Source organism: Thiorhodococcus fuscus (assembly GCF_042682685.1).
Taxonomy (GTDB): Bacteria; Pseudomonadota; Gammaproteobacteria; order Chromatiales; family Chromatiaceae; genus Imhoffiella; species Imhoffiella fuscus.
Genome location: NZ_JBHUHX010000061.1, coordinates 88,324 through 96,178, shown reverse-complemented (window position 1 = coordinate 96,178; position 7,855 = coordinate 88,324). Strand labels below are relative to the sequence as shown.

5 protein-coding genes are annotated in these 7,855 nt (G+C 45.5%); all 5 read left to right on the top strand.

Translation table 11 applies throughout. The annotated features are described in order from the left end of the window. Positions 1-206: 206 nt before the first annotated feature. The 5 genes from ACFSJC_RS19215 (at position 207) to ACFSJC_RS19195 (ending at position 7,730) form a co-directional block, all read left to right on the top strand. A complete protein-coding gene (locus ACFSJC_RS19215; protein ID WP_386028816.1) occupies positions 207-899 on the top strand; it encodes a calcium-binding protein in 693 nt (230 codons plus the stop codon). 257 nt (positions 900-1,156) lie between these two features. Beyond that, positions 1,157-3,532: a glycosyltransferase family 2 protein gene (locus ACFSJC_RS19210; protein WP_386028815.1), complete on the top strand. Its 2,376-nt coding sequence runs from the start codon at positions 1,157-1,159 to the stop codon at positions 3,530-3,532. Positions 3,533-3,543: 11 nt separating this feature from the next. Then, positions 3,544-5,925 carry a glycosyltransferase family 2 protein gene (locus tag ACFSJC_RS19205; RefSeq protein WP_386028814.1) on the top strand — a complete coding sequence of 794 codons (2,382 nt, stop codon included), beginning with the start codon at positions 3,544-3,546 and terminating at the stop codon, positions 5,923-5,925. A gap of 13 nt (positions 5,926-5,938) precedes the next feature. After that, on the top strand, positions 5,939-6,988 hold the full coding sequence (locus tag ACFSJC_RS19200) for a sulfotransferase family 2 domain-containing protein (protein WP_386028813.1): 1,050 nt from the start codon (positions 5,939-5,941) through the stop codon (positions 6,986-6,988). A gap of 55 nt (positions 6,989-7,043) precedes the next feature. After that, positions 7,044-7,730: a hypothetical protein gene (locus ACFSJC_RS19195; protein ID WP_386028812.1), complete on the top strand. Its 687-nt coding sequence runs from the start codon at positions 7,044-7,046 to the stop codon at positions 7,728-7,730. Positions 7,731-7,855: the final 125 nt, after the last annotated feature.

Sequence of the window (7,855 nt, the reverse complement as noted above, 5' to 3'; positions counted from 1 at the left end):
GACATCCACTGCACAATCATCAACGTCCAAATCCTCGAATATTAGGAAAACGTGATGCGATTGCCCTGTTCGGGTAGCCGACCGAATATCGATTCGAGACATCGATCACATCATGTTCGCTCTCGTGTACTTTGGCCTTTCTGTAGGACAGTTACTCGTCTATATTGAAACAAGGGGAAAAGGCAATTTATTGGTGAGGGTGCAAAATGGCAGACGTCTACGGGGTTATTGAGGATATCAATAGTGACGAGGGCTTGACGGATCAAACTAAGGCGTTTTTGGATGATTTCTTGAAGGAGCTCGCCGGAGAGGATCGGGATCTCAACGAGCAGCAATACGATCCAAATTCCGATATTTCCGACGATACGGATAAACTCACAGTTCCTAGCGGCTTGGGTGATGAGCCAATTGAGTTGACGGCAGAGGATCTAGGAAACACGCGCTTTGTCGATGGGCGTGATGCTGATGGAGGTCTGAAGATAGATTTATCTGACGAGGGGGATAATCTGCCTGAGGGAGGTAGGGTCGTCTTGGGTTCGGATCACGACGATTCGATCATTAGCGGCAAGAGCGATCTGTTCGTGGACCTAGGTGATGGAAACGACTTCGTTCAAACGGGAGATGGTGATGATCAGCTCTATATGGGCGCGGGTGACGACAGTATTAGTTTAGGTGGGCTCGGGAACGATTTCATTAATGGTGGAGATGGTGATGATACCCTCTTCCTGACTGGCTCAAAGGACGACTGGACGGAAATCAAGGACGGTGACGTTACTATGTGGGTGAATAACAGTACCGATCAAGTCGTCGTTACTATTGGAGTGGAAAATAACTTCTTCGCTGACGATTTGGATCAATCCCAAGCTGACTCCGAGGTCGATCCAGACGATCTTGGATGATGAGCCATCCGAGTTTGCCCGGACATCAGTAACGGTTCGTTCGGGCAAGTCTCATCCTTAGGCTGAATCCCTCCCATCCTGTTTCGCTACTTCCGTTGTTTATGTCTCTGAGCCGGCTGCGCGATGAGTGTCTCGTACAGCCCAAGAAGGCTTGCGACATATTGGATCTTGCTGCCGAAGTTTACTCGACGTCAATCGAGTATTACGCACTTAGAGCTTCGTGCGCACATAAATTTGGAGATACGAGTCTCCGCATTGTGCGTTTGATTTCCGCATTACAGCTTTTCCCAGAACAGTATTTTCTGCTTCTTGCATTAGCTCGGGCTCTCGATAGAGGCCGGCTTCCCGAGGCAGCTCTTCATTGCTGGTTACTTCTGGCTTCCAAGGATTCCAGGCAGCAAGAGCCAGTCGAAAAAGTGCTTGATACGATTGAACGTTTTGGGTTGCTGTATTTGCCCAGCGTTCACCGCTATGCTTATTCGCAACTCCTTCACTTTCGCTCCCACGGGTCGAGAAGACGATTGCGGCGCGCAGTGCGAATACTGTCAGCTCAGTATTCCGTTCTTGGTGCAGTTGAATTGGATAAAAATTATCTCCAGGGTTGGGTCTTCGATCCTGTCTATCCTACTCGAGATATTTGGATTTCTATCTTCATCAACGGTTCTAAGGTATCACGTATACGCGCAGCGGACCGGTTTCCCATTGGAAGAGCATTTAAACTCGATCTTTCCACCTTGAGGGAAAACGGTGGAGTCATCGACGTTCTAGCAGATTCAGATTCACGACTATCAGGTGCGCCTCTCCATTTTGGCACTGTACCTCTGCGGCTTCTATCCAAACCTCCTCTCCTTTCAAAACAAGCGATAGCTGGTCGTGGGGTTGATATCGTAATACCTGTATATGGAAATCAAAGATGTGTGCAACGATGTCTGGACTCACTGAAACGCTCTCGTTCATGTAATAAAAACGATTTTCGTCTCATTGTCGTGAACGATAGCTATCCTGATGCAGTCATGAATGATTGGCTCCGTCACTCGACTCTGGAATTCAATGGAATTTATCTGAAAACACCTCGAAATCTCGGCTTCATCGGGGCAATCAATCTTGCAATCAAGACACGTCATGGACGCGATATGGTTTGGCTCAATGCCGATACCATAGTCGTTGGAGATTGGCTCGATCGCATGCGGTCGGCCGCATATAGTGCGCCTGATATTGCGACGGTCACTCCTTTCTCAAACAATGCGCAATTATTCAGTTACCCACGCATGATGAAAAATCATCCAATGCCTTTGGATGAGCATATTGCCGAACTACATCGTTTGGCAGCTATTGCCAATGACAAGAAATACGAATCGATTCCAACAGGCATAGGGTTTTGTCTCTATGTTCGTTGGGATGCTATTAAAGCAGCAGGTCCTTTAGATGATAAAGCCTATCTCCTTGGATACTCAGAAGAAGTCGATTATTGTTTTCGTCTGAGTACGGCAGGTTGGCGACACATGTGTGCAACCGATGCTTTTGTCGCTCATGAAGGAAGTGTTTTTTTTCAAGCGGAAAAAATTCGTCTTGCCAAAGAGAATGATTTCATCGTTCAGTCGCGCTATCCCGTTAACCATAATAAAATAAGTGACTTCATTAAAGAGGATCCGCTTCGGGAGGCGCGCTCACGTATCGAATCTCTTTGGCTTTCGAAGAACAATAAATTCGATGGATTATTCTTTTTCTCCGAAAAAGGGCGGCGTAACTATTTCGTATATGAGACACTGATCAATCGCCAAAGTAGAGGTATGCGCGATCTACAAATCTGCATGATCGATAAGAGCGGAACCTGGAATCTTTATTTGGAGGGAATATTGGATTCACCTCCATATAACCAACAATTCGAGTTTCCAAGAGATAATTTTTTATTTGCCCGTTTGTTGAAATATTTGATGATTCAGGATTCAGTGGTTTTTTTTCATGACAAAAGCATTCCTCCATCATTGTTTCGATTCTTACTGCAAATGATGAATCCGGTTAATATTAGGTGTTTAGACGAAACACTTGAAAATCATATCGGCTATTATAAATCATGTCTAAATGGACATGTCATGTGCGCTGATACAAGGTATCGGGTTTCTCGATGGAAAAAAAATAAACTTGATTCTATGCGGAATATTATTTCAGATAATCGAAACCTCAACGGTCGATCCTTGTATTCATCATCGTCAGAAGGTCTGCCATGGATCGCTGTTTTTACCGATTTTTTGAGTCTTTCGGACGAACAGAATCTTTTGACATTGGTAAGATTTAAGCAAAATAAACTTCGATGGCTGCTGGTCGGTGCAGTCATGGATATTCCAGCTTTTTTGTCATCAGGGCGTTGCGAGTGCTTTGCAAAACCGAATCCGAAAACATTATTGGATGACTTGAGTTGGAGCGGGTGTCGCTGCATTCTCAATATGAATCGATCAGGCTCTCCTGATCCAGGTCCATTTCTGGTGAGTCGTCATCTTGGTATACCTTACGTATCTTTTCCAAAAAAGGAGAATATCGAGTATTCAAAAAAAATCAATGCTATTGTTTTTTCTTCGAATGATATTGGTATGAAAGATATTGTGTCCGTCGTCAGCGATGCAGTTGAAGCTTGAATTTCTTTCGCATGATTACAAATACATCGTCTACAAGATTGAGAGGAGCCCTTTTTCCCCCTTTAGCCAATCTTGTTCATGGTTGGGTTTGGGATGCTAGCGATACAGATCGTCGTTGGTGGGTTGAAATTTTAATCGATGATATCTCTATAGGTGTTGTTGAAGCGCGTTTATACAGTCCTAAACTGGTTGACGCCGGTGATGGATGCCATGCATTTTGTATGAAATTGCCAAATAGGATATTAGGAGAGAATGGTGTTCTGAGTGCGCGGCTCGCAAATACTCAATATCGCCTTCCAGGTACTTATTCTTTAAGCGATATTCAGAGTCAAGACGATCTATCGACCAATCAATTCCCGCTGGATGGGGATTTTGTAGTGGGAGATGATGGGCTGCATCTCCACGGCTATGCAAAAGATCCTGCGCAGACCGGAAAAAATGCAACAATATGTATATATATAGACGATAAAGAAGTATGCCGTACGATAACGGATTCCAATCATCGTTTCTCGGTTACATTACCTTTATTTCTTGCTGATGGTATCGAGCATACTGTAAGTGTTCTATCCAACGGTCGTCCCCTGCCTGGTAGTCCTTCAAGGATCTTATTGCATAGCTATGGGCCAAGCCATCTATTGAAGCAGATCTCTCGACGTTTGGAGGTTGGCGCTCGGTACCTTGACGTCAAGGATGAAATTCTCTTTCTTGAGCGCTTGCTTGGTAAACAAGAATACGAAAGGCCGCTCGGTGCCGGATTCGAAGATTATTCGAAATGGTATGAGCTTTTCGAGATGCGCGAGACTCCCACCGGAATCGATTCGTCGGTCGTCTTGCTCGTTCTTGTGCGTTATGGTATTGATATTGATAGAACACTAGAAAGTTTGATTTGTCAAAACTATGGCAATTGGCGTGTATTGGTTACAGGTGCGCCTGACGATATAGATTTAGATTTTTTTTCCGATCCTAGGGTGAAGGCACAAACAGATACATCGGTAACCTTTACGCGCGATTTACTGGTTTCGTCGACAGTAGTGACATTCATCGAACCAGGAGATCACCTGCCTTCTCATGCCTTTTCCTGGGTGGTAAAAGCCTTCTGTGACGATCAGTTCCATGTTCTTTATACCGATTGCGACGAAGATGACGCTGAGGGGAACCGTTCAAAGCCTTGGTTTAAACCTTCTTGGGATTTTGAGTTATTTCAAGGTTTGGACTATCTTCATAATTTGTTTGTCGTTAGAAGCGAACTACTCGTTGAAGCTGTGTTGACGCATCTGAATGATTTGCCTTACTTGGCTGTTTCTCGTTTAATCGAACTGGATCCCAGCTATTTTCCGAAGCATCTTCCCAGGGTTCTCTATCATCGTCGTAATAACGCTGGTTTTGGATCTAAAATGGGAGTGCGCCGACGAGCGAGCATTCAGTTGATGTTGGATAACCTCTATCCTGATTCTGGAGTGCGAGTGTCGCCGCATCCCTCTAATTTTCATGCTCTTCGGAGAGTCGATTGGCCTCTGATCAGATCCCCACGCATCGCTGTATTGATTCCAACTCGGGATAATCTTCATCTTGTCAAGCCTTGTGTGGAAAGCGTATTGAATAATACTGATTATCCGAATTTTCAGGTCGTTGTCTTGGATAATGATTCGACCGATCAACCAACCTTGGATTGGATGGATGAAATTATCGAAAAAAATCTTTGTAAAATTATACGTCATGCTGGTGATTTCAATTATTCAAGACTGAATAACGATGCGGCCAAGCAGGTCGATGCGGAAGTGCTTTGCCTCTTGAATAACGATACCTTGATTCCTGATACATCGAACGACTGGCTATCTGAAATGACCGCGCGATTGATGCGCCCAGGTGTAGGAGCTGTCGGCGCCAAGCTTCTTTGGCCAAATCGAATGGTTCAGCACTCTGGGGTCGTCACAGGTATTGGCGGTATCGCCGGGCACGTTGGTAATGAGTGGTCGGAAAAAGATTCCGGGTATCGCTATCTGAATCAAGTCGTTCGCAATGCCTCTGCGGTAACCGCAGCATGTCTGCTCACCTATCGCGATCTATATCTCGATCTTGGAGGGCTCGATGAAGAGGCATATCCAGTGGCATTCAATGACGTCGATTATTGCCTCAGGTTGAGGAGAGAAGGATACAATGTCGTCTGGACCCCATTCGCCGTACTTTTTCATCTCGAGTCACAAAGCCGAGGTTACGATCATGCTAACCCAGATAAAAACGCGCGAGCGCGACGAGAAATGAAACATCTGCGGAACAACTGGGAATCCACTTTGTCAATGGATCCATTTTATCATCCATCGTTGTCGTTGAATGTGCGGCAGCCTCCTTTCGATGGGTTGGCTATTCCTCCTCGGTCTCGTCAGATTCGATAATTTCACTGATATCATGCCCGATAGAGTGACGCTAGGATGGAGGGCTGGTGCTCTTCAACTCGCCTCCCGTTACGTGATAGGTGGATGGGTTGAAGATTTTACCGGATCCGATACCCATCCTTGGGTCCATATCAACAGTCTATCCGGTGATGCGGATATCCTTGTTTCGGCTGATTTGTCGACCGGTGTCGAAGGGCGTTTTGGGTTTCAGTGTCATTTGCGTCAGGGCTTGAAACCGGGTGATCGTATCTATGCGCATTTAGTGGGCTCGGATGGCGCTAAGCATGGGCTGATCGGTAGCCCGCGGATCGTAGTGGGTCTGGAGTCGCCACTCGTTTTATTCTCAAAAGAATATGATTATTTAGTCTATTATAGTGCCAAATCGGCTTGTACTTGGATTCGGCGATTATTTTCTTTCTTGCATTCAGCCGAAGCAAAAGGACCAGTCGATATACATCGTATGCAGCGTGCTTTTCCAGTCGATCTCAAATCGCTTCCGGCGACGAGTCTAGGAATTATTAGAGATCCGGTCGACCGGTTGATTTCCTGTTTCTTGGATAAGGTCGTTTCATGGTTTTATGAACCTGCGATCACTCGGGCCGAACCATTGCTTTTATGGCGATTCGGTCAGGATGTAAGTCTCTATGGTCGATTTTCGTTCCTCGATTTTCTAGATTATCTCATCGAAAACCCATATCCTTCGGATTTGCATTTTTGGCCGCAACCCTTGTATTCCGATAATGTATGGGTTTCTCGAGTCGAATCGCTGGAAAACGATATTCAAGATTTTTATGCCTCTGAACGTTCGGAATTATTGCCTATGGTCAACGAATTTATAGATCAGGATGTCGGACGGAATGCCTCCCGCAATACGGGTCTCAAGAATCGTCTGTATGTTCCGGGAGCTGAAAGTCTTGGGATCGAGGTCTTGTCCGATATGATCGTTTCTGGTATTGGTATTCGTAAAGAAAGTTTTTTGAGAGATGCTACGTATCGGCGTTTTGCTGATCTTGTTCGTTTTGAAGCTTGTGCTTACAGCTATGATCATAACTGTCTTGATTGACCTGTTATGTCATTTTCCTATTTTATATTGATTATTGTTTTTGGGCGAATTTTTCATGTTGCTGTTTCGAATCGCTGAGGATCGAATAGAAGTGGCACGAGGTGTCGATCATGTGTCGACTCCTGAGGTGTTGGGGTTTATTCCCTCTTCTTCACGTTCAATTCCAGATGATTTGAAGGATTCCTGCTCTAATGAAGAGTTTTTACAACTATCCGACTGGTTGGGCGAGCTTGCTATTTTCGAACTGGAAACGAATCATTTAGACTATACTTCGGCTTTTATGCAGTTGCCGCAAATGCTTGCGGATTCCGATCTATGGTTCTCCACTACGGAGAACAAAATGGCACAATTCCATGCTTTGAGGATCGCTTTCGCCATGCGTGATCTGGAGCAGGTCATCGAGGATATCAGCGACCGTTTTACGTATGATGTCCTCCCTGCGCAGGTCTCGCCGCGCGGCAATTTAGATCGAGTGACGGGTGAGATGGTCACAGGGTGGGCTGCAAGACCCGGGTCGAGCGATTCACTTGTCATTCGTTTTACGATCAATGATGAAATAGAGTTCAAGATTCTCGCCGACCATCCACGTCCTGATGTGATGGAAAAAGGTATTCACAAGAATGGTCGATGTGGCTTTCGGCTAAAAGTTCCGGATTTGGCTACTGGCGATCGAGTTCGTGCTTTTATCGAGCCTGACGAAATCGAGCTACTCAACAGCCCGGCTATTTGCGGTGCTAATTGATGCCAGGGAATTATGCGTTTGGATTTCTGCCGAAGCACAGAGGTGTGTGATTTCCATGGTCATGTGTAGATTGACCGGATAGGCAAGTCATGGCGTCTGCCTAGCATAGAGGATTGCGGACACTT

Bases quoted from the DNA above. Each gene is read 5' to 3' on its own strand.
- ACFSJC_RS19215 (WP_386028816.1), top strand. From the start codon at position 207: ATGGCAGACGTCTACGGGGTTATTGAGGATATCAATAGTGACGAGGGC.
- ACFSJC_RS19195 (WP_386028812.1), top strand. From the start codon at position 7,044: ATGTTGCTGTTTCGAATCGCTGAGGATCGAATAGAAGTGGCACGAGGT.
- ACFSJC_RS19205 (WP_386028814.1), top strand. From the start codon at position 3,544: ATGATTACAAATACATCGTCTACAAGATTGAGAGGAGCCCTTTTTCCC.
- ACFSJC_RS19200 (WP_386028813.1), top strand. From the start codon at position 5,939: ATGCCCGATAGAGTGACGCTAGGATGGAGGGCTGGTGCTCTTCAACTC.